The following is a 23,459-nucleotide window of genomic DNA, read 5'->3' on the forward strand; positions in this document are numbered from 1 at the left end:
TGGTGATGACTCCGAGGCGGGTGGCTCTGGTCACCCGGGACCGAGGGCGATCGTCGTCGTGACCCGCGTGAGAGCGGGCTTTCCCGGCACCGAACCGAAGCCGAAGCGCACGGGAGGTTCGACGGGGGCCGTCACCCCCAGATCGACGCCTTCGAAGGACGCGGACACCAGGCGGATCGGCTTCAGGTCCCGAGCGCCGTACCACTCGCGGCGGCTCGCACGGACGCTGCCGCGGGTCCGCACTCCGGGCAGCAGCAACCGGGCCGGCCGATCCGTGAGCGCGCTCCACACCGGACGGCGGGTGAGCGCGGCGGGCACGGCGCGCAGCAGCAGTCCCAGAGGTCCGCGCCGCCCGGTGACGAAGCACAGCTCGAGCGAGCCCGCGGTCACGGTCCAGGTGCGGGCCACGACGCCGACGCGCACCGGCACGACGCGCACGGTGTCGAAGACGTACATCGCGCCGATGAAGTCGGCCGTCTCCCGCGTAGGGGCCAGCAGCAGCCGCTCCCCGTCGGCCCGCTCCAGCATCACGTCGCTGAACGCCCCGAACGGCGACCGTCGCCAGTGACCGAGCACGACACGGGTCCCGGAGGACGTGCCGAGACCCGCGATCCAGCCCTCGAAGCGCAGACCGTGTCGGCCCGCGGCCGAGACGTCCGCTCGCTTCCTCGGCCGGGACCCGCGCCGGGGCGCTCTCTCACGAAGCGGCGGCCGACGGCGGGCGGGGCAGCGAGGCTCCCAGCCGGACATGCCTGACACCTTCCGAGAAGTGCACCACCGGCTCACCACAGGGAGCCGGGAGGCCCGCCGCAGCGGTGAGCGTCTCCTCCAGCACCTCGGCCTCGGCGCGGGCCAGCGGCCAGGGTTCGTGCTCCACGGGCGTCTCCCAGAGCATCCCGAGCCGGCGCGTGTACGCCCGCCAGCGGGAGGTCAGCCAGATGTCCCGCTGCGTCGGCCGTTCGATGCGGACGCCGGGGCGCACGACCAGACGGTAGGAGGCCCCACCCGCCCCCCTTCTCCTCCCGGAGTAGACGAGGGTCTCCGCCCGCCTGGTGACGTCGAGAGCGCCGCGGTGGTACGGCGCGCCGATCCCGCGAGCCGCCAGCATGAACGCGCGGGAGACCTCCAGGGAGAGGAACCACAGTCCGTCCCGGCCGCTGGGGTGCCGCACATACGTCCTCAGGTTGGTCTCCGGGAACGCGGGCACACCGGGTGCCCCGGCCGGTACGCCGGGCAGGCGTACGTCCGCCATCACGAACGGAGTGAGCCCGACCCAGGCCGCGCCCTCGTACGCGTCCACGACCAGAGGTGCGGGCACCAGCCTCTGAACCGCCTCCACCGGGAACGACCAGTGGACGAACGTCTGCGTCAGCCAGCCCGCCCGCAGCACCGGCACCCGTACCGGCCGCTCGGCACCGTACGTCACCACGCACCGCGAGTCCCCCCGCCCGGCCCGGGAGAAACGCACGGTGCGCGCACGCGACCGGCACGATCGGCGGACTCGCCCCGACGGCACACCCGGACCGGTGCCGTCTCACAGGGGCAGGTCGTCCAGCAGTGACAGCGGTACCTCCTGCTGCTCGGCAGCCGGTGGCTGTTCGGCCCAGATGACCTTGCCCCGGGGGGTGTACCTCGTGCCCCAGCGTCGGGCGAGCCGGGAGACCAGGAACAGCCCGCGACCACCCTCGTCCGTCGTGGCCGCCAGGCGCAGGTGCGGGGACGTGCTGCTGCCGTCGGAGACCTCGCAGATCAGTGCGTGGTCGCGCAGCAGCCGGACCCCGACCGGCTCGGTCCCGTACCGGAGGGCGTTGGTGATCAGCTCGCTGAGGATCAGTTCGGTGGTGAAGGCGGCCTCGTCCAGCCCCCACTCCGCCAGCTTCCGGCTGCACGCCGCCCTGACCTCGGCCACGGCGGCGAAGTCGAAGGGCACCTCCCAGTCGGCGACCTGCGCGGGATCCAGCAGACGGGTACGGGCCACCAGCAGGGCGATGTCGTCGCTGCGGTGCGCGGGCAGCATGGCGGCGAAGACGGCCCGGCAGGTCTCCTCCGGTGTGGTGGCCGTCGCATCGCCCAGGGCGGTGCGCAGGAGTTCCAGGCCGGTGTCGAGGTCACGATCGCGGTTCTCCACCAGCCCGTCGGTGTAGAGGACCAGCCGGCACCCCTCGGTCAGTTCCAGCTCGGAGGTCTCGAAGGGCAGACCTCCCAGACCCAACGGCGGCGAGGCGGGCACGTGGGGAAAGGCCACCCGGCCGTCGGGGTGGACGACAGCGGGGCCGGGGTGGCCGGCCCGAGCCACCGTGCAGTGCCCGGAGACCGGGTCGTAGACCGCGTACAGGCAGGTGGCCCCGGTCATGGACTCGCCCTCGTCCCCGGCCGGGTCCAGGTCGGTCCGTGCGACGAGATCGTCCAGGTGCGCCAGGAGTTCGTCCGGGGGCAGGTCCAGGGCCGAGAAGTTGTGGACCGCGGTGCGCAGCCGCCCCATGGTGGCGGCGGCGTGCAGCCCGTGCCCGACGACGTCCCCGACGACCAGGGCCACTCGGGCTCCGGACAGGGGGATGACATCGAACCAGTCGCCGCCGACCCCGGCCTGGGCGGGCAGGTAGCGGTGCGCCACCTCCACCGCCTCCTGCTCGGGCAGAGCGCGGGGCAACAGGCTGCGCTGCAGGGTGACGGCCATGCCGTGCTCGCGGGTGTAGCGGCGGGCGTTGTCGATGCAGACCGCCGCGCGGGCGACCAGTTCCTCGGCGACGGCCAGATCGTCCTCCTCGAACGGCGCGGACTGCCGTGACCGCGAGAAGGTGGCCAGGCCCAGGGTGACGCCGCGGGCGTGCAGCGGGACGGTGATGAGCGAGTGGATCCCGTGATCGAGGTAGCGCCGGAGCTGGTCCGGGTCCTCCCTCCACCGGGAGGAGCCGCGCAGGTCGGGCTCATGGATCCCCTCCCCCGTCTCGAGGGCCACGGCCTGCGGCACGGACCCCGGATACCGGATCATGTCGCCCGGTGCGACGAACCGCTCGGCCCGGTACGGTCCGCCGACGGCCGTGCGCAGGAGCCGCCGCTCTGTGCTCACGGGTTCGTCGCCCCGGAGGATCGGCTCGGCCAGGTCGACGACGACCGTGTCGGCGAAGCGCATCGAAGCCAGCTCGGCCAGTTCCTCGGCCGTCCGGGTCACGTCCAGGGTGGTGCCGATCCGCACGCTGGCGTCGTACAGCAGCTTCAGGCGTCCCCCCGCCACCTCGGCCCTGCCGGCGAGCGCTCGCAGGTCGGTGGTGTCGCGGAGCGTGGCGACGCGGCCGGTCCTGCCCCTGTCCGGCACGGTGGGCCGGGTGCTGACGGCGAGCAGGCGGTCACCGGCCAGATGCACCTCGTCGCTGACCAGTCGATCGGAGAGCAGCAGTTCGGCGGTGCCCGCCTCCAGGCCCAGCTCGGTGACGTGGTGCCCCTCCGCGTCGGCGGGCAGCTCGAGCAGGCGGCGGGCCTCGTCGTTCGCCAGCAGGAGCCGCCCGTCGCCTCCGACGATCACCACGCCTTCCCGGATGGCGTGGAGGACCGCGTCATGGTGCTCGTACATGCGCGCCATCTCCAGCGGGCCCAGGCCGTGCGTCTGCCGTCGCAGCCGCCTGCTCACCAGCACCGCTCCGCCCGAGGAGAGGAGGAGCACGGCACCCGCCGCACCGAACAGCACCGGCAGCTCGCGCCCCACCGTGGCATTGACGTTCCGGACCGTGATCCCGACCGACACACCGCCGAGGACGGAACCGTCCGTGTCCCTGACGGGGATCCCCGAGACGACGGAAGGCCCCTGGCTCGCCTTGAAGCTCGCGGTCACGCTCTTGCCGGCCAACGACGCCTTCACGAGGCGCTCAGGGCCGACTATGCGCTTCCCGATGAGGCTCGGGTCGGGGTGGGTGTAGCGGATCCCCTTCGCGTTGTAGACGACGACGGCGTCCACACCGGTGTCCTTGCGGACCGATTCCGCGAGGGGCTGGAGCACCGTGGTCGGATCACGGCTCTTCAGCGCCGTCACCATCCCCGGGGCGTGCGCGAACGACTGCGCGACGGCGAGCGAACGGTGACGGGCGTCGGCCGTTGCCTGCTCCCGGGCCTGCAGCACCAGCGTCACCACCGCCGCGGCGACCAGCAGCACCACGAGCGCCAACTGCAGGACCAGGACCTCACCGGCGACACTCCGGCCACGCCTCCAGCCCCTGCGCGCCGCCTGCCCGGAAAACCTGGCCATATCAACATTCTCCGCCGCAGGCACTCAGCGGCCCATTCCTGGCGGAGCCGGGCCGTGGGCGCACGCCGGGGCTCCCACGGGCGGGCGGTCGTGTCGCCGGCCGGCGCCCCGGGGGCACTGCCCTCGGACGCGGAGGTCGGGCGGGAAGCCGGTCCAGCGCAGGTCGGCGGGCAGGTGGCCCATGTCGTGGGAGAAGAGCACGGGTGCGGGGCCGCCGGGCGCGCAACGGAGAGGCAGCGGGCAGCTCCTGCCGTCATGCGCGAGTCCTCCGTCGGGGTCCGTGATCTTACGAACGTCGTGACGGACGTCGGTGTGCGCGGTGCGGTTGCGTCGCTGACGGACCTGGCCGGCGAAGGTTCCCGCTCGCGACGCTGCCGGCCGGCAGAGCTCGGCGGGCCCCTCGGCCCGGGTCAGCCGGCGCGGCGGAAGACGGCGGCCGGGCCGATGACGTGCCCGAACTTGTCGCGCACCCGGTCCACGGCGGCCTCCGCGACGAGTCTGGCCTCGCGAGTGTGGTCGAGGCTGATCTGCTGGGCGACCTGGTCGGCGTCGACCAGGTCGTCGGCCCTGAGGACCAGGCCGGTGAGCCGGCCGCGCTGGAGACCGGCGGCGTCCATCAGCCGGTAGGCCGTGGTCCTCAGATCCTCGTCGTGCGCGGACGGTTCCGGCAGACGGCGGGTCTTCTCCCAACTTCCGCCGCCGGTGAACCGCAGCGTCAGGGTCAACGCGCGGGCGGCCCGGCCGCGCCGGCGCAGCAGCCGTGCGAGCTTGACGACCAGGTCGAGCAGTGCGGCACGGACGTCCGCGCCGTCCAGGGCGTGCCGGTCGAAGCCGAGGCGGACGGTGGCGGACGCGGGCAGGGTGCGGGGGACGACGGAGCGGGGGTCGATGCCCCGGGCCCGGTCGGAGGCGAGGCGTCCGGCCCTGCCGCCGAGGAGGCGTTGCACGGACTCGGGCGAGACGGCGGCGAGCAGACCGACGGTGCGGATGCCGTAGTCGTGGAGGGCGCCGGCCTGACGCGGGCCGATGCCGTGCAGGGCCTCGACCGGCAGCGGGGCCAGCCAGTCGGTCACGGCGTCGGGGGTGACGGTGAGGACTCCGCCCGGCGGCGTGACCTGGGCGGAGGCGGTGGCCGCGACCGTGATCGAGGGACCGATGCCGATCCGCACGTCGACGCCGAGCCGCGTGAGGGTCCGCACCCGCAGGATCTCGCCCAGGCGGTGTGCCTCGGCCCCGTGGTAGCGCAGTGCGCCCTTCAGCTCGACCAGGGCCGCGGTGGGCGGGGCGGCCTGCACCACGGGTGAGAGGTCCGCGAGCAGTTCCAGGACCTGCCGGTACGCCTCTTCCGGCAGGCGGTCGGGGCAGCGCACGTGCATCACCGTCGGTACCCGTCCCACCGTCGTGTCGGTGTCGTTCATGACCCTCACCTCCCCCACCACGTTATCGAACGCAAAATCGAACACGCGAGGCGATAGGGCCGGATCTTGGGCCTAGAATCAAAACTATGTTCGATGACTTGCCCCCGGACCTCGACCGGCTCCAGACACTGCGGATCTGGCACGCCATGTGGGTGCAGCGCATCGACAACAAGATCGCCGCCATCCGGCAGCGGCAGGCCGAGGAGGAACACGGGCGGCGCCACCGTCCCACGCCCGCCGACTGGATCGTCGAACTCGGCATCGGTGCCCGCCGCCCGCCGTTGCAGGTCCATGCCGGCGACTGCTCCATGGCGGGCAAGCGGCACCGCCCCGTCGACCGCGACGAGGCCCGGCGCCTTCTCGCCTCGGGCCTCACGGCCTGCGGTCACTGCCGGCCCGACGTCCACCTGCACATCATCGACTTATCCGCCGAGGGCGGGCGAGGCCGGCGATCGGGCCCCGGCGTCGTCCAAAGCCGTCAGGACGGCACGTGCCGCTCTTTCCCCGGCGGCGAGGGCGCCTTCGATGTGTCCCGCGAACGCGGTCGCCGTCTCGGTCGACGCCCAGTGCAGCCGGCCGTCCAGCGCCGGCCGCTGGTAGAAGGGGTGGCCGAAGAGCGTGTGGTCGCCCAGGCGCTGCACGGTGGAGGGCGCCGTCCACGGTTCGGCGCTCCAGTTCCGCACGTACAGGGCGTCGGGGGTGGCGGCGGCCGGGCCGAAGAGCCGGGCGAGCTGGGCGGTGACGGCGTGCTCGAATCCCGGCCGGACGGTGCGGGCGTGCGCGAAACCGAAGAGCGCGGCGGGCTCGCCGTCGGGACCGGACATGTCGTGGATCTCCTGGAGCGGTCCTGTCCTGCTGAAGGCCGCGCCGGCCAGCCCCTCCTCCCGCCAGAACGGGGCCGCGTAGTGGGCGACGACCTTGGCGACGGCTCCCATCCAGACGGGGGTGGACGCGGCGATGCGGAGGAGGCCCGCGGGGAGGGCGTCGCCGAAATCGATGCGCTCCAGGGCCAGGGCCGGTGGGACGGCCAGGACGACGTGCTCGGCGCGCAGGGTTCGGGCCGGGGTGTGCACGGCCAGACCACCCCGGCCGTCCTGCTCGATCGTGGTGACGGGGGCTTCGAGGCGCAGCGTGGCGGGGGGCAGCTCGGCGGCGAGGGCGGTGGCGACACTCTGGGATCCGGCGGTGAAGCGGCGGGAGGGGGTGTCGATCAGGTTGCCGGAGCGGCGGTGGGTGCCGGTGCCGTCCTGGAGGACGGTGTCGCCGGCGAGGTGCTGGTCGAAGGTGGCGATGCCGCTGCGTGCCGCCAGGCCCCGGACGCGGTCCTCGCCGTCCCAGAACCAGGTGGCTCCCAGGTCGAGGCCTCGCTCGGAGTGTGCGACGGGGACGGAGAGCAGGCGTCCGCCGACGCGGTCGCGGGCCTCCAGGCAGACGGTGTCGCGTCCGGCGGCGTGCAGGGCGGTGGCGGCGGCCAGCCCCGAGGCACCGGCGCCGATCACGATCACGTCGTGGCTGTCCTGCTGGGACATGTGTCGCTTCCTCTTGATCAGGACGGACCCGGCTGTGGCCGGGCGGTGTCTCGGCACGGGCTGCCCGGCCTTCGGCGGCAGGTGGCGGGTGGGGCTGTTCCCGCACCGTGGGCGCGGAGGCGGGGAGGCCCCGGTCAGTCGATGTCCGTGGTGTCGAGGACGATGCGGAAGCGCGCGGTCCCGGCGCGCAGCCGGGTGACGGCGTCGGCGGCCCGCTTCAGCGGCATCCGTTCGATCATGGGCCGTACGCCGTTGGTGACGGCGAACCTCATGGCCTCTTCCGTTTCGCGCGGGCTGCCGGTCAGGTGCCCGGTGAGGGTGTGGGCGTTCATAACGAGCCGGGCCGCCGGAACGGTCACGGATCCCGCGTCGACACCGACGAGGGTGAGCTGTCCGTGCACGTTGAGTCCGGTCAGCAGCTCCTCCACCGGGTCGGTGCAGGAGGCGGTGTGGACGATGAGGTCGGCGCCGCCGAGGTTCCTCAGGGCGGCTCCGGGCGCCTGGACGGCGCTGTCGATGTAGTGGTGGGCACCGAGGTCACCGGCGAGCTTCTCGCGGTCGCCGCCCCGGGCGACGGCGATCGTCTCGTAGCCGAGCTCGGCCGCGAACTGGACGGCGAGGTGCCCCAGGCCGCCGAGCCCGAACACCGCGACCCGGCCGCCCGCGCGGACGCCGGCCTTGCGGACGGCGTTGAAGGTGGTCACGCCCGCGCAACCGAACGGGGCCGCGTCGAACAGGCCGAGCGCGTCGGGGACGCGGGCGAGCGCGTCGGCCGGCACGGTGATGGTCTGAGCCCAGCCGCCCGGGTAGGACAGGCCGGGCACCTTGCGTCCGGGGCAGTGGACGACATCGCCCGACCGGCAGAGGGCGCAGTGCCCGCAGCTGCCGCCGAACCAGCCGACGACCACACGATCCCCGACCGCCCAGCCCTCGACGTCGTCCCCCAGCTCCGCGACGACACCGGCGGCCTCGTGCCCCGGGGTGACCGGGAAGGGGGTGCCCGCGCCGGTGGCCGCGGCCGTCGCGATGTCGGTGTGGCACACGCCGCTCGCCGCCACCGCCACACGCACCGACCGGCCCGACGGCGACGCCGTCTCGGCCACGGACGGCCGCAGAGGTCCCCGCGGCTCGGTCACGACCATGGTCACGGCGCTGTCCGACATACTGCGCTTCCTCCGGGATCGGAACGGTGGCTCATAGCTGCTGGTTATGCTGCATCAGCAGGTGCCCCACCGTAGACAGGACAACGTGTGCCGGGTAGGGGACCCCAGCGAATGGAGCGATAAGCCGTGGCTATGACCGATCGCCTGAACACGGAAGGACTCCGGTACGCGCGAGCCGTCGCCGAGACCAAGTCCTTCAGCGCCGCCGCACGCGCCTACGGCGTCACCCAGCCCGCCCTGTCCAACGGCATCGCCAAGCTGGAGGAGCGCCTGGGCGACAGGCTGTTCGACCGCTCGCCGCGCGGCGTGACCCAGACGGCGTTCGGTACCCGGATCCTGCCCCTGATCGACCGCGCCCTGGACGCGCTGGACGCCGTCGTGGCGGAGGCCGGGCGGCTGACCGAACCCGGCGAGCAGAAGATCCGGATGGGCGTCTCCCCGCTGATCGGTTCGCATCTGGTCGCCCGCGCCTTCAGCCTGGTCCAGGACCTTCCCGTGCCCCGCGACCTCGTGCTGCGCGAGGCGAACATGCAGGAGCTGCGCGCCGGCCTGCGGTCCGGCGGGCTCGACATCATCCTGATCCCGGCCGTGACCGCGATGCCGCGCTTCGAGCACCGCGTCATCGACGTCGAGCCGATCGTCGTCGTCAGCCCCGGCACCACGCGGGCGACGCCGGTCGAACTCGAGGACGCCGGTAAGGAGTGCTTCATCCTCGTGCCGGACACCTGCGGCCTGACCACGTTCACCACGCAGCTCTTCCGGGCCCACCACATGCCGCTGCGCACCTATCCGGGGGAAGCCGCCGGCTACCAGGTCCTGGAGGACTGGACGAGGCTGGGCCTGGGTTCGGCGATGGTCCCCCGCTCCAAGCTCACCTCGCCCGAGGTCCCCCACCGGCCGCTGCTGAACGGCGGCCGCGAGGTGCAGATCTCCTTCGAAGCGGTGTGGAGCGCCGGCTCACCGCTCGCCGCGGACCTCCTCCGCCTCGCCGACAGCCTCGCGGCAGCCCGCCGCTAGCCATACGCACGACTTATAGCCTGATTCAACGAGGTCCCCTACCGGATCTCCGACGCCATGCCTAACTTGGCGGTCACGGTGCGGAACCTTCCGCGCCGTGCCCTTCTGCCCGATCAAGTGAGGCATAACCATGGCATATCTTGAGATCACCCTTCGGGTGGCCCCGGCCGACCGCGTCGCGGCCGCCGGCGTCTACGAGAAGTACCAGCAGCCGTTCCTGGACGCCGTCCCCGGCGCCATCAGCAAGGAGCTCCTCGTCCGCGACGAGGACGTACAGGTCCTCCACGGCTTCCGGACCACCGCCGACGCCACGGCGTACCTGGCGAGCGACCTGTTCACCCGCGACGTGGCCGGTGACCTGTCCCCCTTCCTCCAGGCGGCACCCGAGGTGCGCGTCTACGACACCGTCTGAGCCCGGAAGGCGGCGTCATGCACGACATCAGCGCACTGCTCCGTGAGTACGACCGGGCCCGCGCCTACACCGACGAGCTGTGGAAGGACCTCACCCCGGACGAGGTGACCTGGCGTCCGCACGAGGAGTCCAGCGCCATCGGCTGGCACCTGGGCCACCAAGCCCACGTGGCCCACTTCATGGTCCGCAACCTCACCGCGGCCGAGCCCAGCCCCGACCCGGAACTGGACGGCCTCATGGACTCGGCCAACCCGGAGAAGTTCCGCGGCGCCCTGCCCACCGTCCAACGGCTCACCGTGTTCCGTGACACCGTCGCCGAACGCGTCCACGCCCGCATCGGTGCCATCACCGCAGGCAACGTCGGCGCCCCCGACCAGCTCACCGTCGTCGCCCACCACCTGCTGCTCTCACTCATCAACCACGAGTACCAGCACGACCGGTGGATCAGCGAGGTCCGTGCCGGCGACCTCGGCCACGCGCTCCCGCCCGACCCCTCCTCGGACCGGCTCAGCCGCATCGACGGCTACCTCGTCTGCGCCCCCTCCACCTGACCCCCACACCGGACACCCCTTCCCGTCCGGACACCGCACCGGAACCAGGAGCCCCACTTGTCCAGCACCCTCGACTTCACCGGCCGGAAGGTCGTCGTCATCGGCGGCACCAGCGGCATGGGCCTGGCCGTCGCCCGCCGCGTCCTCGACGCCGGCGGCACCGCCGTCGTCACCGGCCGCGGCCCGGCCAAGGCCGCCGAGGCCGCGGCCGCCCTCTCCACCCACGGCAGGACCGTCGGCCTGGCCGCCGACCTCAGCGACCCCGCGGCCGTCGACCGCCTGCGCACCGTCCTCACCGAGGAGCACGCCGACGCCACCCTCCTCGTCAACGCCGCCGGCGTCTTCTCCCCCAAGCCCTTCCTGGAGCACACCGCGGCGGACTACGACCGCTACCAGAGCCTCAACCGCGCGTTCTTCTTCCTCACCCAGACCGTCACCGCCAACATGATCGCCCGTGGCGCGAAGGGCGCCGTCGTCAACATCGGCTCCATGTGGGCCCACCAGGCCGTCGCCGCCACGCCCTCCTCGGCGTACTCCATGGCCAAGGCCGCCCTGCACTCCCTGACCCAGCACCTCGCGATGGAACTCGCCCCCCACGGCATCCGCGTCAACGCGGTCGCCCCGGCCGTCGTACGCACCCCGATCTACGAGGAGTTCATCCCCAGCGCGGACCTCGACTCCGCTCTCGACGGCTTCGGCCCCTTCCACCCCCTCGGCCGGACCGGCACCCCCGACGACGTCGCCGCCACCGTCGCCTTCCTGCTGTCGAACCAGACCGACTGGGTCACCGGTGCCGTCTGGGACATCGACGGCGGCGTCATGGCCGGCCGCAACTGAGCCGTCCCGCCGCCGTCGTCATGGCGCGGCCGCTCACCGTGGACCCGGACCTGTCCGGCATCACGGACACGGCACTGAGAGGGGCCGTACGGCACTGTCTGGCACGGGATCCGGCGCATCGGCCCCAACTGCAGGGTCCGGGAGGCGTCTTTGGCGGACCGGGATCCAGATGCCGAAGGGCGCCGCCGTGTCGGGCTCGGCACTCCACATCGCCGGTTTCGGTGCTGTGACCGTCCTGGACCGGAAGACCGGCGAGCGGCGCCGCAGCTACGAGTTCGAGAAGGACTGGCCCTCCGACGTCGTCCCGTCAGGACGCACGCTGTGCGTCACCGATCACCATGACGTGGTCGGTGTCGACACGGAAACGGGGCGCAAGCCCTGGCGGATCGACATGAGGAGCTTCCCCGATCTGTCAGCGGCGGGGGCGGACTGGTGGCCGCGGGCGACGGCGACCGGATCTGCCTGATCGAGACCGCGTCCGGCACCGTCCGCCGGCGTCTGAACCACGACGAGGGAGTGTCCGCCCCGGTCCTGACCGGCTCCACCGTCCACGTCGGCACGCACGACGACGGTCTCCTGGCCCTGGACACGGCCAGACCCGCCGAACCGGACAACTGACCGACGCAGACGCCTCGTCTCCGGTCCGTATCCCCGGTGCCCCCGCCGCCGGCCCCGCGCCGTACGGCCGCCATGGTGGATCCGGGCTGCCGGGGCTCGTTGTTCGGCGTGTTCTCGCCTCGGCAGAATGGACCTCATGGCCCCGGACCAGGACGCAGCCTTCACTCTGCCGCGAGGCGCCACCGGCTTCTTCCGGCCGGAGGACGGACCGCTGCCGGTGACCGACCTGCGGGCGTTCCGCGCGGCGCTGTACGCGGCCGCCCGGGCGGCCGAAGGACATGTGGGCGAGGTGGAGGAACAGACGCACCCCCGTACGTTCCACACCGCGACGGTCATCGCGGGCGCAGGCGAAACCGTCGTCCTGTGTCACGCCCACCACCCCTGGATCGCCTTCGCCCAGGAACGCCGGGACTGGTACACCGAGGAGTTCCTCGCGCCGCCACCGTGGGCCCATCCCTTCGCCGACCTGGGGTTCGTCGTACTCGGTCGAGCCGAGCTCACCCGGTCGCTCCCGGACGTCGACACCTCGGTGCTGAGCCGGGGCGAGTGGCGCCAGGTGCGGCTGTACGGCATCACCACGTTGGGCGGAGTGCTCTTCAACGCATGGGACTGACGTCCGGGCCGGCGGGGAGACGGCCCGCCGGGTTCGTCCAGCCGGGTGCCCCCCGTGGCTCCGGTAGCCTGCTGCCGACTGCCTGCCCGGGGGGAGCTGAGCGTGGAGAACATCCTGTCCGTGGCCATCGGGGCCGCCATCGGCGTCATGGGGGTCGTGTTCGGCTCCTGGTTCACGGCGCGCCGGCAGGACCGCATGTGGCTGCGCGAGCAGAAGCTGAGAGCCGGGGCCGCCTTCAGCACGGCCGTGACCGCGCTCATCGACTACCTCCGCGACACACGGCTGAGTGACGACGGCGCCGGGGGCAACGAGCTGGCGGGCCGGATGCAGGAGGCCCGGTCGGTCCTCTACCTGCTGTGTGCCGACGACACCGTCGACATCGCCGACGCCCTCGCACGCCGGGTCTGGAGCGCCCGGCCCAGCGAGGGCAGAGACGACCGCAGGGCCGAGCACAGGGAGACGCTGGATCTGCTGCGCCGCTTCACCCGTCAGCTCCGGCAAGAGATCGCCAGGACATAGCCCCGGCGGCTTCCGCCGAGCCGCCGAGCGAAGACGCCGCAGGGTGCGGACGGGTCCACGGGGATCTCAGGAGGCCGGCGGAACCGCCTCCCCGTAGCCGCCACCGCCGGGGGTGAGCAGCACGAACACGTCGTCCCTTCGCACCGCCACGGTGCCGCAGCCCGCCATGGGCAGGACGGCGCCCGCCCGTTCCACGTGCTGGCTCCCGAGGGCGCCCGGCTCCCCGCCGGCCATCCCGTAGGGAGGGACACGGCGGTGCCCCGACAGCACGCTGATCGTCATCGCCTCACGGAAGCGGATTTTGCGCACCACACCGTCGCCCCCGTGCCACCGGCCCCCTCCCCCACTGCCGCTCCGCACGGAGAACTCCTCGACCAGCACCGGCAGGCGCATCTCCAGAACCTCCGGGTCCGTCAGGTGGGAGTTGGTCATGTGTGTCTGGACCGCGGAGGCGCCGTGGAAGCCGGGGCCCGCGCCGGCGCCCGAGGCGACCGTCTCGTAGTACTGATGGTGTTCGTTGCCGAAGGTGACGTTGTTCATGGTGCCGCTGCCCTCCGCCTGGGCGCCCAGCGCGGCGTAGAGCGCCCCGGTGACCGCCTGCGAGGTCTCCACGTTGCCGGCCACGATGGCGGCGGGCGGCGCGGGGGCGAGCATCGATCCCGGCGGTACGACGATGCGCAGTGGCCGCAGGCAACCGTCGTTCAGCGGGATGTCCTGGGCGATGAGTGTGCGGAAGACGTACAGGACGGCAGCCGTGACCACCGAGGTCGGTGCGTTGAAGTTGGTGTCGAGCTGAGACGAGGTCCCGGTGAGGTCCACGGTCGCTTCGCGCCGGACGGGGTCCACGGTGACGCGTGCGGCGATCACCGCCCCGGAGTCGGTCTCGTACCGGTAGGCCCCGCCGCTGAGGGTGTCGAGAGCCTGCCGGACCGCCTCCTCGGCGTTGTCCTGGACGTGCCGCATGTACGCCTGCACCACGTCGAGACCGAAGTGCCGGATCATCCGGTCGACCTCGTCGACGCCCTTGGCGTTGGCGGCGACCTGCGCGCGCAGGTCGGCCAGGTTGGTCAGCGGATTGCGTGAGGGGTACGGCGCACCGGTGAGCAGGTCCAGGGTCTCCGCCTCCCGCAGACGGCCGTCCTGGACCAGCAGCCAGTTGTCGAAGAGAACGCCTTCCTCCTCGATGCTCCGGCTGTCGGCCGGCATCGAACCGGGCGTCAGTCCTCCGATCTCCGCATGGTGTCCGCGGGAGGCGACGTAGAACAGGACGAGGTCGGCGTGCGGAGTGCCGGCCTCCCCGAACACGGGCGTGACCACGGTGATGTCCGGCAGGTGGGTTCCCCCGTGGTACGGGTCGTTCACCGCGTAGGCGTCGCCCGGCCGCATGCTTCCGGCGCGGCGGCGGACGATTTCCCGGACGGCGGTGCCCATGGAACCGAGGTGGACCGGAATGTGCGGCGCGTTGGCGACGAGGTTGCCCTCGGGGTCGAAGAGGGCGCAGGAGAAGTCCAGGCGTTCCTTGATGTTGACGGACTGGGCCGTGGCCGCGAGCCGGGCGCCCATCTGCTCGGCGACGGACACGAAGTGGCTGTTGAAGATCTCGAGCATCACGGGATCGGCCGTGGTCTCGACCCGGTCGCTCTCCACGGTGGCCGTCCTGGTCAGGCGGAGGTGACCGAACTCGGTGACGGTGGCCCGCCAGCCGGGGTCGACGACGGTGGTCGCGTTGTCCTCGGCGATCACGGCGGGCCCCGGCACCACTGCTCCGGGCCGCAGCCGCTCGCGCTCCCGCAGCGGTACGGTCCGCCATTCGCCGGCGACGTGGAGGCGCGTCGTGGGCGCGTCCGCCTCCCCGTACGGCGTGCCCTCGCCGCCGAGCCTGCCGAGATCGGGCTGGGAGGTCAGACCCCGGGCCTCGACGGAGAGGGCCTCGACCACGACCGGCCTCTCCAGCAGGAACGAGTAGAGCGCGCGGTGGCGTTCGGCGAACGTCCGTGCCATGTCGTCGGCTTCGCCGAGCGGTACGGTGACGGCCGTGTCGGTCCCGTCGTAGCGCAGGCGCGCTGTCCGGGTGACGCGCACACGCTCGTCCGGAGTGCCCTGCTCGGCCAGCTCCGCCCGGGCGGTGGCTTCGAGCCGGTCCGCGGTCGTCCGGATCTCCTCCATGCGGGCGTCGTCCAGGACCAGTTCCGACGACTGCTCGTGCACGGTCGTGACGTCGGCGAGCCCGATGCCGAGGGCGGACAGCACGCCGGCGAGGGGCGGCACGAGGACCGTGCGGATGCCGAGCGCGTCGGCGACGGCGCACGCGTGCTGGCCGCCGGCCCCGCCGAAGGACGTCAGCGCGTAGTCGCGGACGTCGCGGCCCCGGTGCACGGAGATGCGCTTGACGGCGGCGGCCACGTTCGCGACCGCGACCCGGAGGAAGCCCTCGGCCACCTCCTCGGGGGTCCTGCGGTCACCGGTGGCCTCGCGGATCCGGGCCGCGAGCCCGGTGAACCTCCGCCGTACGACGGTCTCGTCCAGCGGCTGGTCGCCGTCGGGGCCGAAGACGTGCGGGAAGTGGGCGGGCGGGATGCGTCCGAGCATCACGTTGGCGTCGGTCACCGTCAACGGGCCGCCCGCGCGGTAACAGGCCGGGCCCGGACGCGCCCCGGCGGAGTCCGGGCCCACTTGGTAGCGTCCGTGGTCGAAGCGCAGGACCGAGCCGCCGCCCGCGGCGACCGTGTGGATGTCCAGCATCGGTACCTGCAGACGGACCCCGGCGACGCGGGTGACGGGTACCCGGTCGAAGTCGCCCGCGAAGTGGGACACGTCCGTCGAGGTGCCGCCCATGTCGAAGCCGATGACACGGTCGTGTCCGGCCTGCCGCGACAGGCCGGCCATGCCGACGATGCCGCCGGCCGGACCGGAGAGCACCGCGTTGGTGCCGCGGAAGTGGTCGGCCGCCGCCAGACCGCCGTTCGACTGCATGAACATGAGCCGGACACCGGACAGCTCGCGGGAGACGTCGTCCACGTACCTGCGCAGCCCGGGTGAGAGGTAGGCGTCCACGACGGTGGTGTCACCGCGCAGCACGAGCCGGGTGAGCGGTCCGACGGAGGAGGAGAGCGAGACCTGGGCGAAGCCGATCGAGGTGGCCAGTCGGCCGACGGCACGCTCGTGCTCGGGGTGGAGCGCACTGTGCAGACAGACGACCGCGACCGCGCGGATGCCGTCGGCGTGCGCACGCCTGAGCTCGACCGCGAGAGCGTCCAGATCGGGCGGGCGCAGCACCTCTCCTTCGGCGGTGACGCGCTCGTCGACCTCGATGACGCGTTCGTAGAGGGGCTCCGGCAGCTCGATCTTCCTGGCGAAGAGGTGCGGGCGGTTCTGGTAGGCGATGCGCAGGGCGTCGCGGAACCCCCGCGTGATCACCAGTGCCGTGCGTTCCCCGGCACGTTCCAGCAGGGCGTTGGTCGCCACGGTCGTCCCCATGCGGACGCTGTGGATGTCGTCGCCGGGAACGGGCGCGCCCGGGGCCGGCCCGAGAAGGCGCCGGACGCCCTCGACGGCCGCGTCCCGATAGCGGCCGGGATCCTCGGACAGCAGCTTGAGCGCCCTGATCCGGCCGTCGGGCGCCTGGGCCACGACGTCGGTGAAGGTGCCGCCCCTGTCGATCCAGAACCGCCAGCCGGAAGGGGTGCCGCTGGGCATGCCCGCGCCCTCCTCCCGTGCCGTCGGTGACACTGCCGTCTCCTGCGTCCCAGCATGAACGATCCTCGTCGGGATGCGAGATGATCAGGCGCGGACCGGCCGAGCGGATTCCCTGCCGGAGCAGGACACACGCGCCGGGACGTGCCGACCGGTCCCGGCGGGAGGCGCCCCCGCTCTCCCCGGGACCGCCACTCGGGCTCTGACCGCCGGCCGTGGTCACGCCGCGGGTCGGGCCCCACGGACCCTGTCGGCGGTCACCAGGACCGGTGGGGATCGAGGATCAGGGACGACGAGGAGCGGCTCCGGGCCCATGCAGTGCGACTCGGGTCAACGCCACCGTGCGCCAGGCACACTCCTCGTAGCAACGGCCCAGGACCGCCGCGTCCACGGCATCACGCGTGGGGCAGTCCGGGCCGCCGGTCAGCAGCGCGTGGCTGAGGTGACGCTGGCGATCGGCGATGTCGGCCAGGCCCTGGTCCAGCAGGGACGGCGGACCGGGCGAGCGAAGGACATCGTGGGCTTGGGCCATGAGGGTCGGACAGGCCGCGGCCAGTTCTCGTACGTGCGCCGCGACGGGTTCGGCGAAGGGCCGCGCGCCCCGCCCCAGGGCGATGTCACCGACCTGCTCGATCAGGACGGCGATGCGCCCCATGTCGGCCCGGACGTACAGCGCGGTCAGGACGGAGCGGCGGTCCGCTTCGTCCGGTGCGCCCCCGAGGGCGCTGGAGGTGGCGTCCTCGGCCTCTCTCCGCAAGGACGTCAGGTTCCTGACGAACCGCGCCGGCGGGTCATCGGCCTCCGCTGCTCCTCGCGTCACGCCCAGGCGGGACGCCTCGCGCAGAGCGTCACGGGCCTTGAGCAGGAGAGCCGGCACGCGGCCCGCCGCCTGGCCCACGAGGGTGCCCGCCCGGTCGGGTGCTCGCTGATCCACCTTGCTCTCCTCGTCGGGACGCCCACGGCTGGACCGACCCCACCGAACGCCGGGCACCACCTTCGACTCCACACCGCTCGCCGACCAACATTCTTCCGCCGACCCGCCCGCCGCGCCTGCCGTGGCGCGGCGCCCGGACGGCCGGCGAGTGCCTACTCCCGCCCACTACCTTCCCGCTGCTGCGTCGTTGCTCAGGAAGTGAACGACTCCCTCCCGGCACCCGCGGGTGCCGTTCTGCGTCTGCGTGATGTGCGCAAGGCCTACGGTCGACGCCCGGTGCTGCGTGGCGTGAGCCTGGATGTGCCGCAGGGCTGCCTGCTGGGCATCGTCGGTGCGAACGGCGCGGGCAAGAGCACTCTGCTGCGCATCCTGGTGGGACAGGCGGCAGCCGACAGCGGCACGATCCAGTGCCGCGGGCGGATCGGCTACTGCCCGCAGAACACCGTGCTGCACCCGGCGCTGACGGTCCGGGAGCACGTGCGGTTCTTCCAGGCCGCCTACCGGCTCGACGACTGCCGCCGGGTGTGGGAACTGCTGGAGCGGTTGCGCTTCGACGAGAGTCCCCGCAGCCGCCTGCACACGCTCAGCGGCGGGACGCTGCAGAAGCTCAACCTGGCCGTGGGGCTGATGCACGACCCGGACGTGCTGCTGCTGGACGAGCCCTACCAGGGCTTCGACTGGGAGACGTACCTGTGCTTCTGGGAGATCGCCAGGGACTTGAGCGAACGTGGTCGTGCGGTCGTGGTGGTCTCCCACCTCGCCCATGACCGGGAGCGGCTGGACGTGCTGCACCGGCTGGAGGGCGGCGTCCTGGGCGTCGGCGGCGACGGCATCGTGGGGAGTGCCGCGTGAGGTGGTGGTGGCGATGTCTGGGCACGGCGGTGCGCCACGCCGTCCTGGAGCAGGCCCGTAACCGGCTGGCGCTGGCCCTGGTGGTCTTCTTCATTCCGCTGTGGCTCACGCTCGCCTACCGGGTCCTGCCCGACGAGCCGGTGCGGTTCTTCCTGCGCGCCGCCGACCGGCCGGTGGACCTCGATGCCAACACGGTGACGCAACTGTCGGGGGCGTTGCATTCGATCGCGTTGATCGTCGGCTTCATGATGTTCCTCGCCGCCCGCCGCTCGGCGGAGTTCGACCACCGGCTGGTGATCGCCGGACATCCGCGCCTGTGTCTGCTGCTGGCCCGCAGCACCGTGCTGCTGCTCACCTCGGCGCTGACGGCCGGCTACGCCACGGCGTGGGTGTGTGTCTTCTACCGGCCCGAGCGTCTCGACGTCATGGCCGGTGCGTTCCTGGTGGGGGCCCTGGCCTACGGGGGCGCGGGCATCCTGCTGGCGGCGATGCTGCGCAGTGAGCTGGCGGGGATGTTCGTCGTCATCATGGTCAGCCTGATCGACCTGACGCTGCAGAACCCCGTCGCCAATCCTGCCGCGGACAGCCCGCTGCTGAGGTGGCTGCCCGCCTACGGGGCGATGCAGGCGGCGGTGTCCGCGGTCGGCCTGACCGCCGTCCCGTGGCGTCAGCTCCTGCTGGGCCTGTGCTGGTCGGCCGGACTGACCGCGGCCGGAGTGGCGGCCTTCACGGCCCGTACGAGCCGGCGCACCCTCGTGCCGGCGCTGCCGCGCCCGCGCGTCCCCCGGCCCGCGGCCCGCCCGGTGGGCCTGCGCCTGCTGCACCCGGTGCGCGCGCGTGTCTACCGTTCGGCCGGCATCCACGACGCAACGGTCATCGCCGGTTACGAGATCTGCCACCGCCTGATGCGCCGCTCGGGTCCCGTGGAAGCCGCTCTTCCCAAGCTCTTCCCCGCTCGCCTCCGGCCTCTGCTGTGGGCCATGTACGGGTACGGCCGGTACCTCGACGACCTCTCCGACACCCGGCGGCTCGACCGGCGGGACAGGTCCGAGCGCGTCAGCCGGTTCAGCGAACTGCTCGAAGCCGATCTGCGGAGGGGGCACAGCGAGGATCCGCTGCGCGCGGCCGTCGTGCACGCCGTGTGGACCTGGGATCTGCCCACTGCCGGGATCGGGGCGACCGACGCCGTCTACCGCCGGGACGCCGGGGGCACCTCCGCCCTGGCCACCTGGGACGACTGGTCGGCCTACTGGCGCACGCTGACCTTTCCCTTCGGAGTGACGCGCCTGATGAGCCTGTTCAGCGCCCCCGGGCCGGCCTTCACCCCCGGCGACGCCGAGGCGGTGCGGGTGTGGACCGACGCCTTCAATCTCCTGGACGTACTGCGTGACCTGCGGGAAGACGCCGCGGAAGGCTTCGTGAAGCTGCCGGCCGCCGTGCTCGACGAGTACGACGTCAGCATCGAAGACCTCGCACGGGGCCGGGCGGGCGGCCGGTACGCCGACATGGTGCGCGCCATGACCGGCCTCGCCCGCCGGTGGCTGGAGCAGACCGCTGCCGCCGGCGCCCAGCACCCGCCCATGGCCGCGGCCCTGCGAACCGTCGTCGACCTGCACCGCCTCGAACTCGACCGCATCGACCACGACCCTCACGCCCTCCTGCGCGGCCCCTCCGAGGCCGGTCCGGTCCGCTTCCACCTCACGCTCGCGCGCGGCCGGCTCCGCGTGGCCAGAGCCTGGCGCGACCACGCCCGGTCCGCCGTCGGCACCGGCGTTCCTCCCGCCGTCCCGCTGCCTCGGCCCGCGGACGACGACTCTCCCTCGCTCGGCACGCCGCCCGTGCTGCCGCCGGCACCGCACCCCGGCGGCTGCCTCCCGCCCGCTGTGCCCGCTCACCTCCTGCCCCGGCACGCGGCGATCATCATGGACGGCAACGGACGATGGGCGACCCGCCGCGGCCGGCCCCGCACCGCCGGCCACGAGGCCGGTCGGTTCGCCGTGCGGGAAGCCGTGTACGGCGCCCTGGAGATCGGCCTGCCCTGCCTGAGCCTGTACTCCCTGTCCACGGAGAACTGGACACGCCCCGCCGCCGAGATCGAAGCGATCCTGCGCCTCTTCCGTGCCGGCCTCGACATGGAGACCGAGGAGGTCTGGCAGCGCGATGTCCGGCTGCGCTGGTCCGGCACGCCGGACGGGCTGCCACCGGACCTCGTGCGCTCCCTGCGCCGGACCGAGCACGCCACGCGCGACCGGACCGCCCTGACACTGAACATGTGCGTCAACTACGGCGGGCGCGACGAGATCACCCACGCCGCCCGCACGCTGGCCCGCCGAGCGGCTGACGGGGCCGTCGACCCCGACAGCCTCACCTCCCGCCACCTGGCCGCCCACCTGCACCAGCCCGACCTGCCGGACGTCGACCTGCTCATCCGCACCGGCGGCGAGATGCGCACCTCCAACTTCCTGCCCTGGCAGTCGGCCTACGCCGAACTCGTCTTCCTCGACACTCTCTGGCCGGACACGGACCGCACCCATCTGTGGCAGGCCGTCGACGCCTACACCCGTCGCGACCGCCGCTTCGGGGGCACCCAGTCATCGGCCGGGGCGTCGCGCGAACACGGACCCTAGGCATCCGCACCCCGCACCGGCTCAGGCCCCCGGGGCCCGTCGGTCAGGTGCGCGCGAAACCGCGCCCGTGGTCGGTGGCGTACGCGGCGAACACTTCCGTCGCCGGGCCACCGGTGTGGAGGAAACGCTGGTCGAGGACGGCGGCGAGATCTGCGAGCGCCCCGGTGAGCACGTCGCCCGCCAGGCGCGCTTCCGGCCGCTGGGCTGCCCGTCCTCGCTGGGCGAGGGTGGCGGCGTAGCCGATGGTGGCCGCGAGCGACGAGTGGTCCTCCCCGTCGTGGAAGTAGTACGCCTCGGCGTACTGGGTGAAGTCGATGCGCACGCGTACGACCTCCGTCGCCAGGCTGTCCAGCAACAGCGCACCGGCCGTGCAGTCGATCTGCCGCTGTGTCGGGTCGGAGTCGCGCAGCAGCGCCAGTCGGACGGCCAGGACCCTCCTGCGGGTCAGCGCCGGGTAGATCTCCAGTACCCAGGAGACGGTGGCCGTCAGAAGGGTGAAGCCGACGAGGGCTTCGAGCGGTGAGACCAGGCGCAGCCAGCCCGCGCCGGGCGCGATGTCTCCCAGCCCCAGGGTGGCCACCGTGACGAGCGACAGGTACACGGAGTCCAGCAACGCGGACTCCCGCGCCGCCCGGGAACCGGACGAGAAGGCGAACGCCCCGGGCATGTGCGGCCAGTAGACGATGGCCCAGCCGAGGACGATGGTGAGAGCCCACATGCCCACCACCGTGACCATGGCGAGCGGTCCGACGAGCCCCACCACCCTCCGACGCGCGCGAAAGCGCCGGGCCAGACGCCACAGCGCCGTCATGACGAGGCGGCTCAGACCACCGTGGCGGGTGGGGTGCCACAGGGTGTGGAAGAGATCGCGCAGGGTGAGCATGACGAGACCGGCGCCGGCCACCGAGACCAACCACTTCATCCATGTCTCCCACGGCACAGTCGCCTGAAGCGGAACACTGCCTTCGGACCCTATGTCCTGGCCGGCGGATCCTCCCGCAGCCGCACGTCGCGCGCCGGACGCGGCGGGGTGTCCGTTCCCGACCTCCGGCCGGCTCACGGACGGGGCCCTCGGCTCGGGTTGCACCGCGCCGATTTGCGACGATCGTGGAGTCATGCGTCCGGAGAGAAGACGGGGTCCCCTTCCTCGCCTCGCCGCCACGTCCGTCGCACGCGCGTGTCCGGCGGCCCTCACACGGAACATCGTCGAACGGTTCCCCTGACGAGGCGGAGCGAGGAGGATCGCGGTGCCTAAGACCCCCCACATCGTCAGCGACGTGATGACCCGGACGGTCGTGGCCGTCGGACGCGACGCGCCGTTCAAGGAGATCGTGCGGACCATGGAGCAGTGGAGGGTCAGCGCGATGCCGGTCCTGGAGGGAGAAGGACGCGTCGTCGGCGTCGTCTCGGAGGCCGACCTGCTGCCCAAGGAGGAGTTCCGCGACAGCGGACCGAGCCTCTTCGAGCAGCGTCGGCGGCTGTCCGACGTCGCCAAGGCCGGGGCGGTGACGGCGGAGGAGTTGATGAGCACCCCGGCGGTCACGGTCCATCCCGGCTCCACCCTGGCGCAGGCGGCCAGGATCATGGCCGTCCGGCGCGTCAAGCGGCTGCCCGTGGTCGACGACATCGGGGTGCTCCAGGGCATCGTCAGCCGCGCCGACCTGCTGAAGGTCTTCCTGCGGCCGGACGAGGAGATCGAGGAGGAGGTGCGCCGCACCGTGGTGTCCTACCTCTTCCCCGCCTTCAGCCACGCCGTCCACGTGAACGTCCACGAGGGGGTCGTCACCCTCCGCGGACACATCCACGACACCTCGCTCATCTCGGTCGCCGTGCGCCTCGTGCGCGCCGTGGAGGGCGTCGTGGACGTCGAGCCACAGCTCACCGGCGAACCGTCCGGCCCGGACGGGCCCGGACCCGATCGGTGACCGCCCGCTACGCCGGCCGCCGGACCTTCGGTGACGAGTGGCGCCGCCGAGGTGCGCTCCACGTCCTACCGCCGGTCACATGGACCATCCGGTGACCTGTTGAGTGCGGGGCCGCCGCACCCCCATGCCCTCGATGTCGCGCTCGGCGGTCTTCAGCAGCTCCTGGGCGAGGTTCTGCAGGGCCCGCCCCGCCGCCAGCTCGTCGCCGATCTCCGGCACGTTCGGGTCCGCGGGATGGCAGTGCGCGGTCCCCTGGCCGGCAAGCTCCGTGGTGTGGGTGTCCAGCACCACGTGCGCCTTCGTGGTTCCGTCGTCGTCCTGGACGAGCTGTAGCCGAACATTCCACTCTGCCGTGTGCGACATCGCTTTCCTCCTCACCTCGGTTCGGACCTGTGCGGTCCACGCGGCGGCGCACGCTCCCAGCCGCCCGGAGGCGTCGCCCGACGAGCGACCGGCGCTCGCATCCGCCCCGTCGGGCCCGGGCACCTCTTCCAGCTTCTTACAGGGGGGA

The 23,459-nt window shown here is 72.7% G+C and carries 21 protein-coding genes and 1 pseudogene; 12 read left to right on the forward strand and 10 right to left on the reverse strand.

The genetic code is table 11. From position 1 onward, the window contains the following. Window positions 1-30: 30 nt before the first annotated feature. The 4 genes from ACH499_RS05610 to ACH499_RS05625 all read right to left on the reverse strand — a co-directional run bounded on the left by ACH499_RS05610 (window position 31) and on the right by ACH499_RS05625 (window position 5,658). On the reverse strand, window positions 31-576 hold the full coding sequence (locus ACH499_RS05610; protein ID WP_399013969.1) for a hypothetical protein: 546 nt from the start codon (window positions 574-576) through the stop codon (window positions 31-33). 121 nt (window positions 577-697) lie between these two features. Next, complete coding sequence (locus tag ACH499_RS05615; protein WP_399013970.1) at window positions 698-1,429, reverse strand: YqjF family protein; 732 nt, start codon at window positions 1,427-1,429, stop codon at window positions 698-700. A 105-nt stretch (window positions 1,430-1,534) separates the two neighbouring features. After that, window positions 1,535-4,240, reverse strand: coding sequence for a SpoIIE family protein phosphatase (locus ACH499_RS05620; RefSeq protein ID WP_399013971.1), 2,706 nt, complete (start codon window positions 4,238-4,240; stop codon window positions 1,535-1,537). A 410-nt stretch (window positions 4,241-4,650) separates the two neighbouring features. Beyond that, window positions 4,651-5,658, reverse strand: a complete 1,008-nt coding sequence (locus tag ACH499_RS05625) for a hypothetical protein (RefSeq protein ID WP_399013972.1) — start codon at window positions 5,656-5,658, stop codon at window positions 4,651-4,653. 146 nt (window positions 5,659-5,804) lie between these two features. On the opposite strand from ACH499_RS05625, the pseudogene ACH499_RS05630 reads away from it, so the two are divergent. Continuing rightward, window positions 5,805-6,011, forward strand: a pseudogene (locus ACH499_RS05630) (DUF6233 domain-containing protein); the annotation flags it as partial. Window positions 6,012-6,080: 69 nt separating this feature from the next. On the opposite strand, the gene ACH499_RS05635 reads toward ACH499_RS05630, so the two are convergent. Then, entirely contained in the window at window positions 6,081-7,187 is a 1,107-nt protein-coding gene (locus ACH499_RS05635) for a flavin monoamine oxidase family protein (RefSeq protein WP_399013973.1), read from the reverse strand. A gap of 134 nt (window positions 7,188-7,321) precedes the next feature. After that, window positions 7,322-8,350 (reverse strand): alcohol dehydrogenase catalytic domain-containing protein, encoded by a 1,029-nt coding sequence (locus tag ACH499_RS05640; protein ID WP_399013974.1) that lies wholly within the window; start codon window positions 8,348-8,350, stop codon window positions 7,322-7,324. 132 nt (window positions 8,351-8,482) lie between these two features. On the opposite strand from ACH499_RS05640, the gene ACH499_RS05645 reads away from it, so the two are divergent. The 8 genes from ACH499_RS05645 to ACH499_RS05680 all read left to right on the forward strand — a co-directional run bounded on the left by ACH499_RS05645 (window position 8,483) and on the right by ACH499_RS05680 (window position 12,917). After that, the gene (locus tag ACH499_RS05645; RefSeq protein ID WP_399013975.1) at window positions 8,483-9,367 is read left to right on the forward strand and encodes a LysR family transcriptional regulator; all 885 of its coding nucleotides are present in this window, start codon (window positions 8,483-8,485) and stop codon (window positions 9,365-9,367) included. 130 nt (window positions 9,368-9,497) lie between these two features. Continuing rightward, window positions 9,498-9,779 carry a hypothetical protein gene (locus tag ACH499_RS05650; protein ID WP_399013976.1) on the forward strand — a complete coding sequence of 94 codons (282 nt, stop codon included), beginning with the start codon at window positions 9,498-9,500 and terminating at the stop codon, window positions 9,777-9,779. Between the two features lie 17 nt (window positions 9,780-9,796). After that, entirely contained in the window at window positions 9,797-10,330 is a 534-nt protein-coding gene (locus ACH499_RS05655; protein WP_399013977.1) for a DinB family protein, read from the forward strand. Between the two features lie 57 nt (window positions 10,331-10,387). Beyond that, a complete protein-coding gene (locus tag ACH499_RS05660) occupies window positions 10,388-11,167 on the forward strand; it encodes an SDR family NAD(P)-dependent oxidoreductase (protein ID WP_399013978.1) in 780 nt (259 codons plus the stop codon). Next, the gene (locus ACH499_RS05665) at window positions 11,121-11,633 is read left to right on the forward strand and encodes a PQQ-binding-like beta-propeller repeat protein (protein WP_399013980.1); all 513 of its coding nucleotides are present in this window, start codon (window positions 11,121-11,123) and stop codon (window positions 11,631-11,633) included. The genes ACH499_RS05660 and ACH499_RS05665 overlap by 47 nt, the downstream gene beginning before the upstream one ends. Next, window positions 11,600-11,785: a PQQ-binding-like beta-propeller repeat protein gene (locus ACH499_RS05670; RefSeq protein ID WP_399013981.1), complete on the forward strand. Its 186-nt coding sequence runs from the start codon at window positions 11,600-11,602 to the stop codon at window positions 11,783-11,785. Before ACH499_RS05665 ends, ACH499_RS05670 begins: the two co-directional genes overlap by 34 nt. A gap of 136 nt (window positions 11,786-11,921) precedes the next feature. Beyond that, a complete protein-coding gene (locus tag ACH499_RS05675; protein WP_399013982.1) occupies window positions 11,922-12,398 on the forward strand; it encodes a hypothetical protein in 477 nt (158 codons plus the stop codon). 102 nt (window positions 12,399-12,500) lie between these two features. Next, window positions 12,501-12,917, forward strand: a complete 417-nt coding sequence (locus ACH499_RS05680) for a hypothetical protein (RefSeq protein WP_356198482.1) — start codon at window positions 12,501-12,503, stop codon at window positions 12,915-12,917. 66 nt (window positions 12,918-12,983) lie between these two features. Here ACH499_RS05680 and ACH499_RS05685 read toward each other — a convergent pair whose 3' ends face one another. Together ACH499_RS05685 and ACH499_RS05690 are read right to left on the reverse strand one after the other, a co-directional pair. Next, window positions 12,984-16,613, reverse strand: coding sequence for a hydantoinase B/oxoprolinase family protein (locus tag ACH499_RS05685; protein WP_399013983.1), 3,630 nt, complete (start codon window positions 16,611-16,613; stop codon window positions 12,984-12,986). A gap of 280 nt (window positions 16,614-16,893) precedes the next feature. Beyond that, complete coding sequence (locus ACH499_RS05690) at window positions 16,894-17,544, reverse strand: hypothetical protein (RefSeq protein WP_399013984.1); 651 nt, start codon at window positions 17,542-17,544, stop codon at window positions 16,894-16,896. Between the two features lie 198 nt (window positions 17,545-17,742). On the opposite strand from ACH499_RS05690, the gene ACH499_RS05695 reads away from it, so the two are divergent. Together ACH499_RS05695 and uppS are read left to right on the forward strand one after the other, a co-directional pair. Further along, a complete protein-coding gene (locus ACH499_RS05695; protein WP_356198485.1) occupies window positions 17,743-18,396 on the forward strand; it encodes an ABC transporter ATP-binding protein in 654 nt (217 codons plus the stop codon). After that, complete coding sequence (gene uppS, locus ACH499_RS05700; protein WP_399013985.1) at window positions 18,393-21,023, forward strand: polyprenyl diphosphate synthase; 2,631 nt, start codon at window positions 18,393-18,395, stop codon at window positions 21,021-21,023. Before ACH499_RS05695 ends, uppS begins: the two co-directional genes overlap by 4 nt. Window positions 21,024-21,066: 43 nt before the next feature. Here uppS and ACH499_RS05705 read toward each other — a convergent pair whose 3' ends face one another. Further along, window positions 21,067-21,945, reverse strand: a complete 879-nt coding sequence (locus ACH499_RS05705; RefSeq protein WP_399013986.1) for a potassium channel family protein — start codon at window positions 21,943-21,945, stop codon at window positions 21,067-21,069. Window positions 21,946-22,270: 325 nt separating this feature from the next. Here ACH499_RS05705 and ACH499_RS05710 point away from each other — a divergent pair, with 325 nt between their 5' ends. Next, window positions 22,271-22,948: a CBS domain-containing protein gene (locus ACH499_RS05710; protein WP_399013987.1), complete on the forward strand. Its 678-nt coding sequence runs from the start codon at window positions 22,271-22,273 to the stop codon at window positions 22,946-22,948. Between the two features lie 75 nt (window positions 22,949-23,023). Here the strand turns inward: ACH499_RS05710 and ACH499_RS05715 are convergent, their stop codons facing one another. Next, window positions 23,024-23,311, reverse strand: a complete 288-nt coding sequence (locus ACH499_RS05715; protein ID WP_356198492.1) for a DUF1876 domain-containing protein — start codon at window positions 23,309-23,311, stop codon at window positions 23,024-23,026. Window positions 23,312-23,459: the final 148 nt, after the last annotated feature.

Origin of the sequence: Streptomyces sp. NPDC018947 (assembly GCF_044390505.1) — a bacterium.
In the GTDB taxonomy this organism is placed as follows: Bacteria; Actinomycetota; Actinomycetes; order Streptomycetales; family Streptomycetaceae; genus Streptomyces.